At 31.6% G+C, this 17,477-nt stretch carries 18 protein-coding genes; 7 read left to right on the top strand and 11 right to left on the bottom strand.

All coding sequences use genetic code 11. The features are described 5' to 3' along the window. Nucleotides 1-7: 7 nt before the first annotated feature. The 3 genes from TMEL_RS08205 (at nt 8) to TMEL_RS08215 (ending at nt 3,565) form a co-directional block, all read left to right on the top strand. Nucleotides 8-1,198: a thiamine-phosphate synthase family protein gene (locus tag TMEL_RS08205; protein ID WP_041426257.1), complete on the top strand. Its 1,191-nt coding sequence runs from the start codon at nt 8-10 to the stop codon at nt 1,196-1,198. A gap of 100 nt (nt 1,199-1,298) precedes the next feature. Continuing rightward, on the top strand, nt 1,299-2,258 hold the full coding sequence (gene pfkA, locus TMEL_RS08210; RefSeq protein ID WP_012057798.1) for a 6-phosphofructokinase: 960 nt from the start codon (nt 1,299-1,301) through the stop codon (nt 2,256-2,258). Beyond that, nucleotides 2,255-3,565: an amidohydrolase gene (locus TMEL_RS08215; RefSeq protein ID WP_012057799.1), complete on the top strand. Its 1,311-nt coding sequence runs from the start codon at nt 2,255-2,257 to the stop codon at nt 3,563-3,565. The genes pfkA and TMEL_RS08215 overlap by 4 nt, the downstream gene beginning before the upstream one ends. Here TMEL_RS08215 and hydE read toward each other — a convergent pair. The 11 genes from hydE to murJ form a co-directional block, all read right to left on the bottom strand. Continuing rightward, nucleotides 3,538-4,563, bottom strand: coding sequence for a [FeFe] hydrogenase H-cluster radical SAM maturase HydE (hydE, locus tag TMEL_RS08220; protein WP_012057800.1), 1,026 nt, complete (start codon nt 4,561-4,563; stop codon nt 3,538-3,540). The genes TMEL_RS08215 and hydE overlap by 28 nt on opposite strands. Next, a complete protein-coding gene (locus TMEL_RS08225; protein ID WP_012057801.1) occupies nt 4,529-4,798 on the bottom strand; it encodes a hypothetical protein in 270 nt (89 codons plus the stop codon). Before TMEL_RS08225 ends, hydE begins: the two co-directional genes overlap by 35 nt. After that, entirely contained in the window at nt 4,785-6,200 is a 1,416-nt protein-coding gene (gene hydG, locus TMEL_RS08230; protein WP_012057802.1) for a [FeFe] hydrogenase H-cluster radical SAM maturase HydG, read from the bottom strand. The genes TMEL_RS08225 and hydG overlap by 14 nt, the downstream gene beginning before the upstream one ends. Before the next feature lies 1 nt (nt 6,201). Next, the gene (locus tag TMEL_RS08235) at nt 6,202-6,453 is read right to left on the bottom strand and encodes a TM1266 family iron-only hydrogenase system putative regulator (RefSeq protein WP_012057803.1); all 252 of its coding nucleotides are present in this window, start codon (nt 6,451-6,453) and stop codon (nt 6,202-6,204) included. A gap of 133 nt (nt 6,454-6,586) precedes the next feature. Then, nucleotides 6,587-8,335 carry an NADH-dependent [FeFe] hydrogenase, group A6 gene (locus tag TMEL_RS08240; protein WP_012057804.1) on the bottom strand — a complete coding sequence of 583 codons (1,749 nt, stop codon included), beginning with the start codon at nt 8,333-8,335 and terminating at the stop codon, nt 6,587-6,589. A gap of 181 nt (nt 8,336-8,516) precedes the next feature. Beyond that, nucleotides 8,517-9,398, bottom strand: coding sequence for an AEC family transporter (locus TMEL_RS08245; protein WP_012057805.1), 882 nt, complete (start codon nt 9,396-9,398; stop codon nt 8,517-8,519). After that, on the bottom strand, nt 9,395-9,643 hold the full coding sequence (locus TMEL_RS08250) for a hypothetical protein (protein WP_012057806.1): 249 nt from the start codon (nt 9,641-9,643) through the stop codon (nt 9,395-9,397). Before TMEL_RS08250 ends, TMEL_RS08245 begins: the two co-directional genes overlap by 4 nt. Continuing rightward, on the bottom strand, nt 9,633-10,328 hold the full coding sequence (gene rnc, locus TMEL_RS08255; protein ID WP_012057807.1) for a ribonuclease III: 696 nt from the start codon (nt 10,326-10,328) through the stop codon (nt 9,633-9,635). Before rnc ends, TMEL_RS08250 begins: the two co-directional genes overlap by 11 nt. Continuing rightward, nucleotides 10,247-11,275: an adenine nucleotide alpha hydrolase family protein gene (locus TMEL_RS08260; RefSeq protein WP_012057808.1), complete on the bottom strand. Its 1,029-nt coding sequence runs from the start codon at nt 11,273-11,275 to the stop codon at nt 10,247-10,249. The genes rnc and TMEL_RS08260 overlap by 82 nt, the downstream gene beginning before the upstream one ends. A gap of 1 nt (nt 11,276) precedes the next feature. Continuing rightward, a complete protein-coding gene (locus TMEL_RS08265; protein WP_012057809.1) occupies nt 11,277-11,960 on the bottom strand; it encodes a biotin--[acetyl-CoA-carboxylase] ligase in 684 nt (227 codons plus the stop codon). Next, on the bottom strand, nt 11,944-13,353 hold the full coding sequence (gene murJ, locus TMEL_RS08270; protein WP_012057810.1) for a murein biosynthesis integral membrane protein MurJ: 1,410 nt from the start codon (nt 13,351-13,353) through the stop codon (nt 11,944-11,946). Before murJ ends, TMEL_RS08265 begins: the two co-directional genes overlap by 17 nt. Nucleotides 13,354-13,461: 108 nt before the next feature. Between murJ and TMEL_RS08275 the strand changes: the two genes are divergently transcribed. The 4 genes from TMEL_RS08275 to TMEL_RS08290 are packed head-to-tail and all read left to right on the top strand — an operon-like array spanning nt 13,462 to nt 17,475. After that, nucleotides 13,462-13,740, top strand: a complete 279-nt coding sequence (locus TMEL_RS08275) for an RnfABCDGE type electron transport complex subunit B (RefSeq protein WP_012057811.1) — start codon at nt 13,462-13,464, stop codon at nt 13,738-13,740. A gap of 5 nt (nt 13,741-13,745) precedes the next feature. Next, the gene (dprA, locus tag TMEL_RS08280; RefSeq protein ID WP_012057812.1) at nt 13,746-14,540 is read left to right on the top strand and encodes a DNA-processing protein DprA; all 795 of its coding nucleotides are present in this window, start codon (nt 13,746-13,748) and stop codon (nt 14,538-14,540) included. Then, nucleotides 14,518-15,360 carry a pantoate--beta-alanine ligase gene (panC, locus tag TMEL_RS08285; protein WP_012057813.1) on the top strand — a complete coding sequence of 281 codons (843 nt, stop codon included), beginning with the start codon at nt 14,518-14,520 and terminating at the stop codon, nt 15,358-15,360. The genes dprA and panC overlap by 23 nt, the downstream gene beginning before the upstream one ends. Before the next feature lie 6 nt (nt 15,361-15,366). Continuing rightward, nucleotides 15,367-17,475 carry a TIM-barrel domain-containing protein gene (locus TMEL_RS08290; protein ID WP_012057814.1) on the top strand — a complete coding sequence of 703 codons (2,109 nt, stop codon included), beginning with the start codon at nt 15,367-15,369 and terminating at the stop codon, nt 17,473-17,475. Nucleotides 17,476-17,477: the final 2 nt, after the last annotated feature.

Consider the following 17,477-nt stretch of genomic DNA (forward strand, 5'->3'; position numbering starts at 1 on the left):
GAAAAAGATGTTGATTATTTCTGGTTTTGATCCATCATCTGGTGCGGGGTTGATTCAGGACGTTGGGGTTGCTACTGCAATGGGAATTAGTGTTTATTCATCAGTTAGTGCTTTTACTAAACAAACTTTGGAAAAAACGTATAGTGTGAAATTTAGAGGTTTAGATGAAATTTTAGATGAGATAGAAATTTTTCACGATGTTAAGGTTATAAAAATTGGAATAGTTTTGCCAGAACTTTTAGAAAAATTGAGAAAAATGTATAAAGATTCAATTATAGTGTGGAATCCTGTTTTGGAATCATCTAGTGGATATAAGTTTTTAGATGAAAATGATGTAAAAAAATACATTAATTATGCAGATTATGTAATTGTAAATAGTTTAGAGGCAAAAAAAATAGGAATAAGTGACAATATGATAATAACTGGAGGACATGATAATAAAGACTATATTGAAATTAAATACAAAGATAGAGTTGTAACCCATGAAAGGATTAATGGAGAATTTAGAGGAACAGGTTGTGTGTTTTCAACTTTATTTTCCAGCCTATTGGTATTAGATTATGAGCCATTTGAGGCAATAAAAAGAACTTCTGAAATTATGGTAAAAGTTTTGAAAAAATCTAATAAAAGATTCCAAGTTGAATTGTTATCAAGAGATTGGCAAAAGTGGGAAGTGTTGGATGAACTAAATAGAATAATTTTAGATATTATGGAGATTGGACATTTAACCATTCCAGAAGTTGGACAAAATGTTTCATACGCACTGCCTTGGGCTGAAAATGAAGAACAGGTTGCAAAATTTCCAGGTAGAATAAGACTTGTATTTGGAAAGCCTCATTTTTTAGGGGATGCAACCTTTAAAGGGAAGTCCCATACTGCTAGGATGACTTTGGAAATGATGAAAAAGTTTCCTTTTGTAAGATGTACAACCAATATTAGATATGAAGAAAGATATGTTGAAAAAGCCAAGAAAGTGGGATATAAGGTTTATGAACATGTGAGAAAATTAGAACCAGATGAGGTTAAACTTAAAGAAGGCCAATCATTAAGATGGGGTATTGCAAACATAATTGAGAGTCTGGAATATCCACCAGACATGATTTATGATAAGGGTTTTTGGGGGAAAGAAGCAATGATAAGAGTATTTGGTAGAAATCCTAAAGAAGTTGTTGAGAAGGTAAAGAATATAATCTTTTAATTTTTGCCTCCTTTTAAAAATATTTCCGAATATTTGTTGAATTTGTCTTATTTTGTGGTATTATATACTTGTGAAAACTTTTTGAAAAGGGAGGCATTTTATGAAGAAAATAGCCGTTATGACTAGTGGAGGAGATGCCCCAGGAATGAATGCCGCCATTAGAGCAGTGGTTCGTTATGCAGTTAGAAATGATATAGAAGTTGTTGGAATTCAGAGAGGTTATGCCGGTTTATTAGACGAAGATTTTATTAAAATGAATTTTGCTTCTGTAGGTGGCATAATGGAGAAAGGTGGTACCATTTTAAGAAGTAGTAGATGTCCTGAATTTGTAAGAAAAGAAACAAGGAAAGAAGCTGCTGCTATTTTATCCAAACATGGAATTGAAGGACTTGTTGTAATTGGTGGAGAAGGTAGTTTGCACGGTGCCATGTTTTTGGAGGAAGAACAAAAAGTACCTGTAGTTGGTATTCCAGGAACAATTGATAATGATATTGCAATGACTGATATGAGTATTGGGGTAGATACGTGTTTAAACACAGTGGTAGATGCTATTCAGAAATTGAAAGACACTGCGTCTTCTCATGAAAGGGCATTTATTGTTGAAGTTATGGGAAGATCATCAGGATACATTGCTACTGTTGCCGGGTTGGTTACTGGGGCTGAAGCTATAGTAATTCCAGAGATTCCGGTAAATTACGAGGCTCTTGGTAATAAAATATTAAAAGAGAGGGAAAGAGGAAAGATAAATTGTATAGTAGTTGTTGCAGAGGGTGCGGCAAGTGCATATACAGTTGCAAGACACCTTGAACATAGAATAGGTTATGAAACAAGAATTACGATTTTAGGACATATTCAAAGAGGTGGTTCTCCAACTGCATTTGATAGGTTACTTGCATCGAGAATGGGTGTTGCAGCTGTTGAGTATTTAAAAAGAGGGCAAAGCTTTGTAATGACAGCACTTCAAGGAGGAAAGATTGTTCCGGTGAGATTTGATGAGGTTTTAAAGCAAAAGAAATCTTTAAATATGGAATTGGTGGAGTTGACAGCTTTATTATCATGAAAATTAGAGAATATAAAAATGCCTGTGTATGGGATAGTGGAAGATTTGTAAAAAAGAGTTTTTATGTAAAAGATAATAGTTTTTTTGGTGGGAATTTTAATGAAAAAGAGGTTGAAACAATAGACCTGGAGGGGAAGTATGTCCTTCCAGGTTTTTCTGATTCTCATGCCCACGTTTTAGGTGTTGGAATAAAAAAGTTAACGTATGATGTATCTAATAACTCATTTGATGAAATTTTTGAAAGAAAAGATGAGATTATTATAGGTAGAGGATGGGAAAGAATTGAGAACGAAAAACTTTTTGATGAACTAAATTCAATGGTTATATTAATTAGAAAGTGTGGTCATGTTGCTTTTCTTAATAAAAAGTCACAAGAGTTTTTGAATATAGATAGATATTATATATTTGAGGAAGAGTTAGAAAAAATTTGGAATTTTTTACCTGAAGAGTTTTTTTATAGGGCGTTTAAGGTTGGAGAGAGAGAATTTTTAAAGCATGGAATTACAAGTGTACACTCGGATGATTTTCACGGAATTTCTTTTAATTTATTGGAAAGATTGTTAAAAGATAGTAAATTACGTATATTTGAAAAATTATACACAAACACACCATGGAATTTTGAATACAGAGATTATGGCGTTTCAAAGATTATAGGAATAAAGATTTTTGCAGATGGATCTTTGGGTGGAAAAACTGCTTATTTATCAAAACCATATAAAAATACGAATGGTTATGGCGTATTTACACTTCCAAAAAATTTTAAAGAAATAGTTTCTTTTGCGGAGAAAAATAACTTACAAGTTTGTGTACATGCAATAGGCGATGAAGCTTTGTCTAAAACTATAAAAGCATTCGGAAAGTATAGTGGCCATAGGATAATCCACGCTCAACTTGTAAAGGAAAGTGATTTTGAAAAATTACGAGCTTTTAATTTATCTGTTCAACCTCATTTCTTTTTTGAAGATCTTGAGATAGTCGATAATATTAACTTGGAAAACATTTTAATTTATCCGTTTAGGAGAATGTATGAAGAAGGGATTTTGCTCTCTTTTTCAAGTGATGGACCTGTATCTCCCATTGATCCCAAATATGTAATTAATGCAGCGTTAAAACTTGGTTTTTCCTTTAAAGATGCAATTTTGCTATATACAGAGAGCTCAGGAAACATTATAAAAGAAAAAATTGGGCGCATTGCACCCAATTATTTAGCGGATTTTGTAGTATATAGCGATAAAAATTTGACTAAATTAGAAAAAGTATTTGTTAATGGGGAACTTGTTTATGATACTTTTACCCTAGAACCATAGTTTTTTCCTATTATTCTATTTAAACTTGTTATCATACCTTTGACACATTCAATACAACTTGTATCTTTTTCAAACAAACATATTTTATTTGGATAAAGTGTATAATGAGGTCTATAAGGATTTGGAGTTAAGTTTGGCATTATTACATTTGCACCTGCCTTTAATGCCATTTGTCTTCCAAATGGATGTAAACTGCCCATAGCAGTTGTTGCGGGAATATTTGCTGTTGGGATTAATATCCTTGCTAGTGCGATTATTTTTAACGTTGTTTTTAAATCTCCGCCTTTTTCATTCTTTAGTGGGGTGTCTGGATTGGGGATAAATGGGCCTATTCCTATCATATCAGAGTCAAGCTCCTTTAAAAACATAAGATCCTTTGCAAGTTCTCTAGGTCCTTGTCCGGGAAGTCCTACCATGCAACCTGCTCCAATTTCATATCCAATTTCTTTTAATTTAAGAAGATGTAATTTTCTGTTTTCGAATGTATCATGTGGATGAAGATAGTTGTATAATTTTTCATCTGCTGTTTCATGTCTCATTAGATACCTATCTGCACCTGTTTCTTTCCAAATTTTGTATTCTTCAAAGTCTCTTTCTCCTATGCTTAGTGTTATTGCTATATCAAGTGATTTTATTTTTATTATTAAATCTTTGAGGATATCTGTAGTGTAGAATGGATCTTCACCAGATTGGAGTACAATAGTTTTTATATTTTTTTGTGCAATTAGCTGTGCTCTTTTGTAAATTTCTTCGGGTGTCATTCTATATCTTTTTAAATTTTTATTTGGTGCTCTGAGCCCGCAATATAAGCAGTCCATTTTACAGTAATTTGAGAATTCTATTATTGCTCTTATATGTACTTCATTTCCAACGTATTTTCCCCTTATTTCATCTGCAAGAGATAGAATTTCATCGTTATATTTATCTGTTGAAATCAGATATTCAAGATCATCAATAGTTACACTATCTTTTTGTATTTTTTTCAATATTTCTTGCATATTCTATCACCTCATGTAATATCTTTTTAAGGAAATCATCATCCTTTTTGTTTAGATTTTCGGAAAAAATTATAAATTCTTCGTCTTCGTAAATAACTTCTGGTGGCAGATAATATTCATTCCCCGCTTTTTCAACAAAGGAAGTACGTTTCCCAATTTTTTTGTTAATCCATATTTTACAATTGTATTTTTTTACAATTGTGTTTAATAATTCTTTTAATCTAGAATCTGACATCTCTCTCACCTTTATTAATTTTATCTAATCCACTAATTACAGCTTCTTTTTGTTTCCCACTTAATTTTTCTATTTCTTTCTGAATAACTTTTTTCCCAATTTCATAAGTTTTTTCTGATGCATAATCGTTTAAGTATTCATTGAGAGTAAACAAAGCATTTGGAGTACAAAATCTTTTTACGAAACCTGGTATTGCAAATTCCATAAAGTGTTCACCAGTTCTTCCTGCTCTATAACATGCAGTACAGAATGATGGAATATAGTTTTCTTGGAGTAATTCATAGATTACTTCATCCAAGGTACGTGTGTCTCCTAGGATAAACTGACTTTTCTTTATTAATTCAGGATCTTTATCAGAGTATGAACCTACTCCTATACTTGAGCCAGCGTCTATTTGTGATACGCCTAATTTTAAGACTTCGCGCCTTATTTCCACAGGTTCTCTTGCAGTTAAAATCAATCCTGTATATGGTACAGCAAGTCTTAACACCGCAACTATTTTTTTAAAGTCTTCATCATTAACTTGATATGGTGGCCTTTCTGCAATAGGAGTACCTACTGCTGGTTCAATTCTTGGAAACGAAATCGTATGTGGACCGACTCCAAATCTTTCTTCAAGGTGGATAGTGTGATAAATTAGTCCCATAACTTCGAATTTCCAATCGTATAATCCGAAAAGTGCTCCGATTCCCACATCATCAATACCGGCTAACATTGCTCTATCAAGGCCGTATAACCTCCAGGCAAAGTTTGATTTTGGTCCACGGGGATGTACTTTTTTGTATGTAGGTATATGGTATGTTTCTTGGAATATTTGAAAGGTTCCAATTCCAACTTCTTTTATAATCTTATACCCTTCTATAGTTTGAGGAGCGGCATTTACGTTTACCCTTCTTATCTCACCGTTCCCATATTTTGTGTTATATATTACATCTATTGTTTTTGCGATAAATTCCGGTGAATATTTGGGGTGTTCTCCATATACCACGATTAATCTTTTGTGTCCTTTGTTAACTAAAGCTTTTATCTCTTCTTTTAATTTTTCAATAGTAAGAGTTTGTCTAACTACCTTTTTGTTTGAAACTCTAAAACCACAGTATTCGCAATCGTTTACGCATTCATTACCAATGTAAAGCGGTGCAAATAATACAATTCTGTTTCCATAAATTTTTTCTTTTAACTTTCTTGCTGCATCAAAAATTTCTTCCCATAGTTCTCTGGAATTAGCGTTTAGTAATGTGGCAACTTCAATTGGAGAGAGTTTTTCTTTATTTAAGGATTTTCGGAGAATATTGCGAATTTTTTCACTATCTGGAAACTTGGTATTTTCTAATAATTCCTCTATTTCTTCAGTATTAATGAATGTTTTTTCACAATATTTTTCCTTTGTAAATATGTACATATTATCCCTCCTTCTTTATTAGCATACTTTTTACTTTTACATATTTTATTTGTCCTAATTTTCCAGTAAAACTTCCTAATATATCGTTGTTACCTTTAAATAGTATAAATATTACCGCGCTATCTTCTTCTTCAATTGGATAACCTACTCTTAACTTTATATATTTTGAAAAATTGTGTAATATTTCGTTTACTTTATCATAGGATTCACTTCTTTTTCCAACAACTATGTTTATTGAATAGAAGTTTTCCATAAAAAATCCCCCTTTCCATTTTTTAACCAAGGAAAGGGGGAAATTATACCCTTAATTTTCTCCCCTTTCCTTGGCCTCAGGTAATGTCCCTCAGCCTCAGAAAGGCATCTTATTTACTTTTAAAAGAAAACAATTACTCAACAATTGCTTTGCTTTTTACTGTTCTATCTGTGTAATATGTGTGTAATAGCTCGTGAGCAATATGGCTATTTGGTTTTTCAAGAAATTCTTCGTATAGTTTTTGAATATCTGGGTTTTCGTGAGATTTTCTAAGTGTACTAAGCTCATCAATTGAGTATATTGCCATTGCACGTTTTTTAAGAATATCTGGATCAAGGCTTTTTGGTTGCCCTCCACCACCAATACAACCACCGGGACATGCCATAATCTCAATGAAGTCATAGTATCGCTTTCCATCTCTAATATCATCTAATAATTTTCTTACATTTGCGGTTCCATGAGCTATTGCAACCTTTACCTTCTTTCCTTCTATGTCAATCTCAGCTTCTCTTATTCCATCTAATCCTCTTACTGCGGTGAATTCTAATTTTGGTAATTCTTTATTTGTGATGACTTCATAAGCGGTTCTAAGGGCTGCTTCCATAACACCGCCGGTAACACCAAATATTGCAGCGGCACCAGTCGATGTTCCAAGAGGATTGTCAAATTCCGCATCTTGAAGACCAGCAAAATTAATTTCCTTGAGTTTAATAAGTTTAGCAAGTTCTCTGGTTGTTATTACATAATCTGTAGTTTGAATTTCTCTGCCATCTTCTAGTTTAATCTTTTGTTGTGGTCTTTTTATTTCGTCTTTTTTTGCTGTACAAGGCATAACTGATACCATAATTATATCTTCCGGGTCAACACCTATTTTTTTTGCAAAGTATGTTTTTACAACAGAACTCATCATTTGTTGTGGAGATTTTGCGCTTGAAACGTTTGGAATAAATTCGGGATATATTTTTTCAAGAAGGTTTATCCAACCAGGGCAACAACTTGTAAACATTGGGAATGGACCGCCTTCTTTGAATCTTTCAACTAATTCAGTTCCTTCTTCTACAATTGTAAGGTCAGCCGCAAAATTTGTATCAAAAACGTAATCGAAGCCTAATTTTTTTAGTGATGCAACCATTTTTCCCGTGCTTACTGAACCTGGCTCCATACCAAATTCTTCTCCTAAAGCAACTCTAACTGATGGAGCAGTTTGAGCAACCAAAATCTTTTCCTTTCTTTCTAATAGTTTTAACACTTTTTTCCAATCTGGGGTTTCATAAATTGCACCAACTGGACATAGGTAAGCACATTGACCACATGATATACATTCTGTTTCATAAACAGGTTGATCAAATGCGGTTTGTGGAACAGTTTTGTAGCCCCTTTCAACCATTGAGTAGATGTTCATACCTTGGATTTCGCTACATACCCTTACGCATCTTTGACATTTAATACATCTTGAAAGATCCCTTTGGATAGATGGACTACTATCATCAAATATATCTGATAAATCTGTGGGATTAAAAATAGGTCTTACATCGTATTTATGGACCAATTTTTTTAATTCACATCTTTGATCAGCTTCACAATACATACAATCATTTGGATGGTTTGCCATTATTAGAGAAAGATTAAATTTAACTGCATTTTCAACTCTATCTGAGTTCGTTTTGATTTTCATTCCATCTGTTATTTTTGTCGTACATGCAGGTTGTAAGGTTCTTGCTCCTTCAATTTCTACAACGCAAACCCTACATGCTCCAATTGGTTCAAGCTCTGGATGGTGACAAAGTGTTGGGATCTTTACACCTAGCTTCTCAGCAGCTTCAAGGACGGTTAAACCATCAGGAACTTCATATTCACGTCCATTAAGGAAAATTTTGGCCATCATATCCCTCCTCTAATATATTAACACTAAACGATATTTTTCACATTTTCATTGTAACATTAAGCTAAAAAAGATTTGGTTTATTCCCTCCAAGTAAATTATATCACAAAGTATTGTAAAATGAAAAGACTTAAATTTGTGAAATTTTTAGAAAAATAATATTATTTAATGATAAATTGTTTTAAATAAACCTTTCAATAAGAAATACCCAAATGGGAATTGTAAATGCTGAAATTAATGTAGTTGCCGCTACTGTTAAGCTTATGTCTGATGAATCCCCAGTTATTGCATCTATAAGTATTACGCTGTTTATTGCAGTTGGCATTGCACTTTCCAAGATAAAAACCTTTCCCAAGCTTTTTTCCATTGAAGTGATGAATACAAAAATTAAAGCAAGTGTTGGGTAAATAAAGAGTCTTATTAAAATTGTTGATATGACAATTTTAAAGTTTATTTTTTTGAAATTTATTTTTGATAGGGATAGTCCAACATACAATAACAAGAGGGGTATAGCTGCATTTTTTAGTAGTAAAATTGTTTCGAGGATTGGTTTAGGAAAATTTTTGTAACTTATACCACTTATTGACAGGATATAAGCAATTGTAATTACATAGATATAGGGAAGTTTAAATATATTTTTTACATTTATATTTTTTCCCAAAAACATTGGAACAAATATAGATCCTAGTATCATATTGAGAATTGAGTAAATAACGCCATACGAAAGAGCTTGTTCTCCCCAAACAGATAAAAGTATGGGATAACCAAGATATCCTGTATTAATATACACGCTATTTGTGAAAATTAGGGATTTGTATTCTTTAAACATTAACGAAACAAAGTAAAATATAATAAACAGTATTGCAACACCAAAACCGTAGGTATTTAATTGGGAAAGCTTTGGTGGATAATCGTTTATAAAGGTGAATGTTAAAATTGTTGCCATTATCCATAAAGATAATTTTGAAACAATTTTTATATCAAAAGAAAAAGCTTTACCAAAGATGAATCCAATTAATATTATTAAAAATGGTGGCAAAATATTGAAAAATGTTGTTATCATTTTTCTAATTTGCTCCAAATCGTATTGTTTTTGTATTTTATTTCTTTTATTTCATTGGGAAATGTGATGTTATTTCTTTCAAGAATTTCTAGAATTAGATCAATTGGTAGTGAACTTTCTACCCAAAGCTCTTCAACTGTTACAATTTCAAGTCCCCTATTTGCGAAATCTTGTAATATTTTTGATATGGCTTTTTCATACCTTTCCCAAGTGATATTGTATTCCGCTAATTTTTTATTTTCCATATTTTTCCTCCTCCTTTAATTTTTCATATGCAATTTTTGCTGCTAATTTTTCTGCATCTTTTTTTGAACTTCCTTTTGCTTTTGAGTATATTTTATTATTTATCTTAAGTGTAGTAATAAATTTCCCTCCAACTGTGGTAGTTTCATAAACGGGTAATTGTTTGAATTTATCTTGAGTTAATTCTTGTAGTTTTGTTTTGTAATCAAAAATTCTTTTACCCGTTAAAAAGATATCAATATAATCTTTGAATATTTTAGAAAATAGGTTTTCTATAAGTTTTAAATTCTTGTTTGAATCTAAGTATATTGCTGCAATAAGTGATTCGACAACGTCTGCAAGGATAGATTTTTTTTCTGAACCTCTGCTTCTTCTTTCACCTTTACCTAAAAGTATGTATTTTCCTAGATTAAATTTTTTGGCAATTTCAAAAAGTATATCCTCACTTGTTACGGCTGATTTTATTTGAGCCATTGTACCTTCGTTTAGTGTTTGATATTGTTCGTAGAGAATTGTACAAACAAGTATATCAATTACTGAATCACCTAAAAATTCAAGTCTTTCATATGACTGTTTTTTGTTTTCGTTAGCATATGAGGTATGAGTTAAAGCAGTGAACAAGAGTTCTTTATTTCTAAATCTGTATCCAATGACATGTTCAATTTCTCCTTCTCGAAATCTTTCCATTCTTCCACCCCAACTACTTGAATGGTTCTAAGCTTGTTGTTTTTTGATTCTTTCCATATAACTTTTATAGGTACAGCAAATTCAGGTTGTAATTTTCCTTTTTCAATCCAATATCTTGAATTTTTAACTCTGTATATTGATGGGTTTGCTATTACGTGTAAGATTAGAGGTTTTTTTGCAATTATTACCTCATCTATCACAGCAAGGTTTCTTATTTTTTTTGCTATTTTTTCAATGTTTTCAACCATAGGTTTAACGTTTATTATGGCTATGTTTTTTGATAACGGACCGATTATTTTCACATTTGCAAGTTCGATGTTTTTTGGAACGTTTTCAATTAATATTTCATTTGCAATATCTACAGCTTTTCCATGATAATCTAGGTTGGTCATTATTTTCAATAAATGTTTTAGCTTACAGCCTTCTCTTTTGGCATTTTCTCCTATTCTTTCAAGTTTAAATGAGAAATAGTTAAGTATATCATTAATTTCCCTTTTGTTTAGATTAGCAAGTGGTGCGTAAAGACCGTTAAAAACTTTTAAACCAGTCTTTCCCCAGCTATCGCTTTGATTTGAACCTGTAACTACAAGATTGTCTTTTGCATACATTTTTACGGTATTCATTTTTACACTTTTTGTACACATATTGCATGATGGACCATTTTTCCATATTTCTTTTTGGTAGAGAGATTCTAAAAAAGTGATTTTTAATCCCAGCCTTTTGGCTGCATCTTTTACTATTTGTATACTACGTTTGTAGGTAAATGGACCGTAAACCACATTTACCAACTCAACATTTCTGGGTCCCAAAGCCTCTCTGCACAAGATAGCTGTAACGGTACTATCAAGTCCTCCCGAAAATGCTACAATTAATTTGTCTTTTTTTAATGATTTTACAGTTTCTCTTATCTCATTTATTATCAAATCAATTTTTTCTTTTATATTCAATTTATCGCTCCTTTTCTAATTTATGAATACTATTGATTTTTAACGTAATTTTGCCTTTTTTTACGATAAGATATTCTGGTTTAATTTTCAAAATTTTATATCCGTTTACAAAATTTCTTTTTCTAAATGTTAAATTTTTTTTCCACTTAAGATTCAATAAAAATGGTAGGTTTCTGTAATGATAATAATTTTTATTGAATTCTTTTATAAATTGTTCAAGGAGAAAATCCAAAGATAACCTTTCTTTCAAAAGATTTGAAAGCGATACCCCATTTTCAGGTGTTTCGTTATTCACATTTATACCTATACCTATTATAATACATTTTATGTTATTGTTAACTGTAACAGCTTCGGTTAATATACCAGAAAGTTTTTTTGAATTTACATATATATCATTTGGCCATTTTATTTTTGCGTTTATTTTTAACCTTTTAAGTATTGATATAATTGATATTGAAGACAATTTTGTATAAAAACTTGGTTTTTTAATGTCTTTTTTGATTAGTATTGAAAACCATAATCCTCCTTTTTTTGATACCCAAGTTCTCCCCAGCCTTCCCCTACCTTTAGTTTGAATATCGGCAACTACAACTGTACCATTTTCCACTTTTTCATAATTTTCCTTTAAAAAGTTATTAGTACTTTCAATTGTTTTAAACCTTAAGATATTATTTTTTCTTAACATTTATTGCCTCCTTAATCAAATTTCTATAAAATATATATGAAACAAAAAAATAAATAATTATAGCGAGCAATATTTGAATTAAAAAGTGAACGTTTTTCAATACTACTATTCCAAATAACATTATAATGCTACTTGAAAATATTTTGAACAAATCGAGTATTGGAAAAGTTTTTATTTTAAAAATTAGATAGATTGAACCAATCATTCCTGCAATGCTTGTAGCAAATGCAACACCGGTTGGGCCCCATTTAATTCCGAATATAAGGTCTAATGCAATATTTGATATAGAAACGTATAAAGTGGCATAAAACGGTATCTTTGTATTTTTCATTGCATGGAAGCTCCTTGAAATTGTTGAGTAAATGCCGTAGAAAGGTAATCCTATAGAATAAGCTATTAGAATTTTTGAGGTAATAAGCGTATCATTTTGGCTAAATTGCCCGTGTTCGTAGAAGAATTTTATAATTTCCTGTGATAAATATATTAATCCAACTGAAGATGGAATAGTAAATAAAAGCGTGGTTTTTAATGCGTTGTTTACATGGTTTTTGAATAGATGTCTATTTGAAGAAATTTTTGAAAGTACCACAGTTGAAACGGAAACTGCAAATAATCCATAGGGTAATAAATAAAATCTTGAGGCATATTGTAGATATGAAATGCTTCCCTCACTAAAGAATGAAGAAACATTCATGTCAACTATGGTATTTACTTGAGATATGGTCATTGTAAAAAAAGTTGGTATAAAGTATCTGATAAATTCCGGGAAATATTTTAACGTAAAATAGTATCTGTGAGAAAACAAGGATTTAGAAAGGCTAAAAAACATTATTATACTTCCTATTAAAAATCCAATTGTTGGTGCGTATATCCCGTACTTTTTGGAAAATAAAATACCGATTATTATAAATATATTTGAAATACTGGGAGTTAATGCAGGCCAAAAAAAACTGTCTTTTGTGTTATAGATGGAATAAGATATTGCCCAAAGAAAAATAAAGTATGTTGCTGGGGCGGTAATAAAAATAAGATTTGCAGCGATTTCTTTCGTTTGTTGAGTGGCACCTGCGCCAAATAAATTGACAATTATTTCCGGAAATATGTAGGTAATTGAAAGTAATGTAAATATTATTAGAGAAAATCCATTTATTACAGAAGAAAGAAATTCATCTTTCTCCTTTTTTTCAGAATAAAGTGGTACGAAAGCAGATGACATAGCACCTTCGCCAAATACCTTTCTTAAAAAAAATGGAAACATTATTGATATAAAGTATGCATCTAGCAGATAAGATACTCCGAAGTATTTTGCAAAAAAAACATCTCGTAAAAGCCCCAAAATTCTTGAAAAAAATGTTGCAAAAGAAAATAGAAGACTACTTATTAATATTGACATTTTTAGCCTCCTTTTGATTTTTTCAAAGATATTATAGCATTAATGACAATTTTTATCTATTTGTGGTAAAATAATTTTAGATTAACAATTGAATTGGAGGTGTTAAAATTGGTAGTACTTTATTCTGCAATTGTTATGGGTGTATTGGGATTGGGATTCGGTTTGTTTTTGGCTTTCAGTAATGAAAAATTCAAAGTAGAAGTTGATCCAAGAATAGAAATGATTACGAAGGTTTTGCCAGGAATAAATTGTGGGGCATGTGGATATCCCGGATGTGAGGGCTATGCGTCGGCTATCGTAAAAAAAGGTGATGCTATTGATAAATGTTTGCCCGGAAAAAAATCCGGTGTTCAAGAAAAAATTAAAGAAATTCTTGAAAATAATTAAAGACAATGGATCTTCGAATAGCTATTTGGCACTATTTGGGGCATTCTTTAAAGGAAATAAGGAAAAAATTAGCTTTGGTTAAACAAGTTGAAAAAGATGAATTATATTTTAAACTAAAATCTTGGCTTTCAAAAGAAGGAAATTTTTTAGTCACTTATTTTGATGAAGATTATCCAGAAAGTCTAAAAAATATCTGGAATCCACCGGTTGTTTTATTTGGTAAAGGAAATAAGGAGCTTTTATCCAAAAAGTCGTTTGCTATTGTTGGAACAAGATTGCCAACTGAGTATGGGAGAAAGGTTGCATATAGTTTTTCGAAAAGATTATCGAGCTATTTTGTGATTGTTAGTGGGATGGCAAGAGGTATTGATGCTTTTGCACATAAAAATGCTAGAGAAACTATAGCAGTTTTGGGAAATGGAGTGGATTATTGCTATCCTAAGGAGAATAGAGAACTTTATTTGAAAATAATCAAAGAAGGTTGTGTAGTAAGTGAGTATTTACCTTGGGAAAGACCAAGAAGGGATAATTTTAGGGCAAGAAATAGAATTATTGCCGGGATATCTGAAGGTGTTTTGATCGTTGAAGGAAAATTAAAGAGTGGGACGATGATTACTGCAAATTATGCGCTTGATTTTGGAAAAGATGTTTTTTGTGTGCCAGGAAATATTTATTCGGAAAATTCTCAGACTCCGAATTTTTTGATAAAGAACGGGGCATTTTTGGTTACTAATCCAGATGATATTGTTGAGTATTATTTTATGAGGGGTGTTCTTTATGGAAGTAATAAAAAGTATTGATAAAATGAAACAGATATCTTTTGAAAATATTTTAAAAGGAAAAAAGATTGGTTTTGTTCCAACAATGGGTTATTTACATGAAGGGCATCTTTCGTTGGTAAGGGCTGCAAGAGAGGAAAACGATATATTAGTTGTTAGCATTTTTGTTAATCCTACACAATTTGGCCCCAATGAAGATTTTGAAAGTTATCCCAGAGATTTGAAAAGGGATTTAAGTCTTTTGGAAAAGGAAAACGTTGATTATGTTTTTGTGCCCGAAGTATCTGATATGTATCCAAATGATTATTCAACTTTTGTTGAGGAAGTAGTTCTATCAAAATTTTTATGTGGAGCTTCACGACCGGGGCATTTTAGAGGAGTGTGTACAGTTGTTACTAAGTTTTTTAACATCGTTAAACCTACAAGGGCTTATTTTGGACAAAAAGATGCACAACAGTTTAGAGTATTGAGAAGAATGGTAAGGGATTTAAATTTAGATGTTGAGTTAAGGGAAATGCCAATTGTTCGTGAACTTGATGGGCTTGCTATGTCGTCTAGAAACACGTATTTAAACGATGTTGAGAGAAATGAGGCCACAAGACTTTATAAGTCACTTTTAAAGGCTAAAGAGCTTATCGAGAAAGGCGAAAAAGATGTTTTAAAAATAAAAGATGAAATGAAGAAAATACTAGACCATCCTTTGTTAAAGATTGATTATATTGAATTTGTAGATGAAGAAACACTCCGTCCTGTTGAAAAAATAGAAGGAAAAGTTATAGTTGCAATTGCAGTATTTGTGGGGAAGGCAAGATTAATTGATAACATAATTGTTGGAGGTTAGTGAAGTATGATTTATAAAATAACCTACGGTGTTCCTGATGTAAGTAGTGAAGCAATTGTAAATGAAAAAAAAGTAAAAGTTGTTTTTTTGGAATTTTTAAACAAAATATTTGATGGATATTCGTTTGAAAAGTTAGACGGAGGTTTTTTAGAATTAAAAATAAGTTTAAAAGAAAAGACTGGATATTATTTTGGTTTTGGAGATAAAGTAGGACCATTTAACAGGAAAGGCAGAAAGTATGTTTTTTGGAATACAGACGATTTTACGCACCATCCAGGTGCTGATCCTTTATACAAGAGCTTTCCGTTTTTTATTTATATAACCAAAAACTTTAAATTTGGTGTCTTTACGGATTATCCTGGATTTATGGAAATTGATTTAGATAGTGAGGGAATTGGCGAAATTTCTTTCAGGATAAAGGGAGAAGGTTTTAATCAATATATAATTTTGGAAGATAATGTAAAGAGGATCTTAAAGAATTATCTTTATTTAACTGGAAAAAATGTTGCGTTTCCTTTTTGGAGTTTTGGATATCAGCAAAGTAGATGGAGCTATTTTACACAAGATGAGGTTTTAAAAGTTGCTGAGGAATTTAGAGAGAGGGGAATACCTTGTGATGTAATTTGGTTGGATATTGACTATATGGATAAGTACAAAGTTTTTACTTGGAGTCAAGAAAACTTTCCAAATCACAGAGAAATGTTAAAAAAACTACATGATATGGGGTTTAAGGTTTCAGCCATACTAGATCCGGGTGTAAAGGTGGAAAAGGGATATGATGTTTTTGAAGAAGCAAAAGAAAAATATTTTTTAAGGGATAAAACTGGAAAGGATTTTGAAGGAGCCGTATGGCCTGGAAGAGTTAGGTTTCCAGATTTTTCTGAGAGGAAAGTAAGAAGTTGGTGGGGCAAAAAGGTGAAAAAACTTTTTGATGGTGGAATAGATGGATTTTGGAATGATATGAATGAAATAGCTATTTTTGCAAGTGAAAAGGACTTGGAAAATGTGAGCGAAAAGTTGAAATGTTTAAAGTTAGAAGATGGGATTAAAGTTGCTGGTGCACTTGGGGAGATTGGTGAAATAAAGAAAAAGGGTAGAGGCGATGAAATAATTCATCTTTCTGGAAAAGAACATTATAAATTAAAAAATATTTATGGATTTAATATGATTCGTGCAACTTTTGGAGGTTTTCCTAAAAACAAAAGGAAGTTATTAATTACAAGATCTGCTTATTCTGGTGTACAAAGATATGGTGGTGTTTGGACAGGTGATAATCATAGTTGGTGGGAGCATATTCTTTTAGAAATGCAAAGAATAAATTCTCTCTCATTGGTTGGGGTATTTAACACGGGATTTGATGTTGGCGGCTTTGGAGGAAATGTTTCTCCAGAGTTGATGATAAGATTCATGCAACTTGGTCTGTTTATGCCGTTGTTTAGAAACCATTCGGCTATTGGCACAAGACGGCAAGAACCATGGAGCTTTGCCAAAGAATATGAAGATGTAATGAAAAAAATAATTAAATATAGATACGAATTAATACCATATTTGTATACGAAATATATGATGGGAATTTTAAATGACACCCCTTTAGTTGTTCCTATGTTCTATCACTTTGAAAAAGATGAGCTATCATATCAGATTTTTGATGAGTTTTTAGTAGGAAGAGATTTATTAGTAGCACCTGTTTACAACCCGGGGGTTAATAAAAGGATGGTTTATTTACCGAAAAGGGCGCTTGATTTTAATGAAAAAAACTTTTTAAAGAAAGGTTGGCACTTGGTTGATGCACCGTTAGACAAAGTACCGCATTTCGTGCTTGATGGTTCAATAATCTTTACTCAGAAACCGGTGGAATATTTGAAGAATTCATATAATGAAGAATTGACGGCACATATAGTTGCGTTTAACGATAGGGCAATTGGGTATCTTTATGAAGATGATGGAGAAAGTTATAACTACAAAAAAGGAATGTATAATATATACAAAATAGTGTACGATAAAGGAAAGGTTAATATTTTGCCCAGGAAAAATGGTTATGTGCATAAAAAGAGAAATATAAGATTTAAAGTTTATACTAAGACCAGTTTGAAAGAATTTGATATGGAATTTTAGGA

Origin of the sequence: Thermosipho melanesiensis BI429, from assembly GCF_000016905.1 — a bacterium.
GTDB lineage: Bacteria > Thermotogota > Thermotogae > Thermotogales > Fervidobacteriaceae > Thermosipho > Thermosipho melanesiensis.

Coding starts and splice junctions, on each gene's coding strand:
- TMEL_RS08205 (WP_041426257.1), top strand. CDS start 8: ATGTTGATTATTTCTGGTTTTGATCCATCATCTGGTGCGGGGTTGATT.
- pfkA (WP_012057798.1), top strand. CDS start 1,299: ATGAAGAAAATAGCCGTTATGACTAGTGGAGGAGATGCCCCAGGAATG.
- TMEL_RS08215 (WP_012057799.1), top strand. CDS start 2,255: ATGAAAATTAGAGAATATAAAAATGCCTGTGTATGGGATAGTGGAAGA.
- hydE (WP_012057800.1), bottom strand. CDS start 4,563: ATGCAAGAAATATTGAAAAAAATACAAAAAGATAGTGTAACTATTGAT.
- TMEL_RS08225 (WP_012057801.1), bottom strand. CDS start 4,798: ATGTCAGATTCTAGATTAAAAGAATTATTAAACACAATTGTAAAAAAA.
- hydG (WP_012057802.1), bottom strand. CDS start 6,200: ATGTACATATTTACAAAGGAAAAATATTGTGAAAAAACATTCATTAAT.
- TMEL_RS08235 (WP_012057803.1), bottom strand. CDS start 6,453: ATGGAAAACTTCTATTCAATAAACATAGTTGTTGGAAAAAGAAGTGAA.
- TMEL_RS08240 (WP_012057804.1), bottom strand. CDS start 8,335: ATGGCCAAAATTTTCCTTAATGGACGTGAATATGAAGTTCCTGATGGT.
- TMEL_RS08245 (WP_012057805.1), bottom strand. CDS start 9,398: ATGATAACAACATTTTTCAATATTTTGCCACCATTTTTAATAATATTA.
- TMEL_RS08250 (WP_012057806.1), bottom strand. CDS start 9,643: ATGGAAAATAAAAAATTAGCGGAATACAATATCACTTGGGAAAGGTAT.
- rnc (WP_012057807.1), bottom strand. CDS start 10,328: ATGGAAAGATTTCGAGAAGGAGAAATTGAACATGTCATTGGATACAGA.
- TMEL_RS08265 (WP_012057809.1), bottom strand. CDS start 11,960: ATGTTAAGAAAAAATAATATCTTAAGGTTTAAAACAATTGAAAGTACT.
- murJ (WP_012057810.1), bottom strand. CDS start 13,353: ATGTCAATATTAATAAGTAGTCTTCTATTTTCTTTTGCAACATTTTTT.
- dprA (WP_012057812.1), top strand. CDS start 13,746: ATGGATCTTCGAATAGCTATTTGGCACTATTTGGGGCATTCTTTAAAG.
- panC (WP_012057813.1), top strand. CDS start 14,518: ATGGAAGTAATAAAAAGTATTGATAAAATGAAACAGATATCTTTTGAA.
- TMEL_RS08290 (WP_012057814.1), top strand. CDS start 15,367: ATGATTTATAAAATAACCTACGGTGTTCCTGATGTAAGTAGTGAAGCA.